This window comes from Staphylococcus sp. TCBT05 (genome assembly GCF_055179755.1).
Window position 1 is genome coordinate 1 of the sequence record NZ_JBUQDQ010000029.1, and the last position, 369, is coordinate 369.

The window sequence follows — 369 nt, forward strand, 5'->3', positions numbered from 1 at the left end:
GGAGCTGTAAGTAAGCTTTGATCCGGAGATTTCCGAATGGGGAAACCCTCCATCCGTAATGGGATGGAACCCTTGCCTGAATACATAGGGCATTGGAGGCAGACCCGGGGAACTGAAACATCTAAGTACCCGGAGGAAGAGAAAGCAAACGCGATTCCCTGAGTAGCGGCGAGCGAAACGGGATTAGCCCAAACCAGGAGGCTTGCCTCCTGGGGTTGTAGGACACTCTACACGGAGTTACAAAGGAACGGAGTAAATGAACAGGCATGGAAAGGCCGGCCATAGAGGGTAACAGCCCCGTAGTTGAAACTTCGTTCCCTCCAGAGTGGATCCTGAGTACGGCGGGACACGTGAAATCCCGTCGGAAGC

At 53.9% G+C, this 369-nt stretch carries 1 rRNA gene; it reads left to right on the forward strand.

Annotation, left to right across the window (positions count from 1 at the left end):
* Nucleotides 1-369, forward strand: a 23S ribosomal RNA gene (locus ACY191_RS06755); the annotation flags it as partial.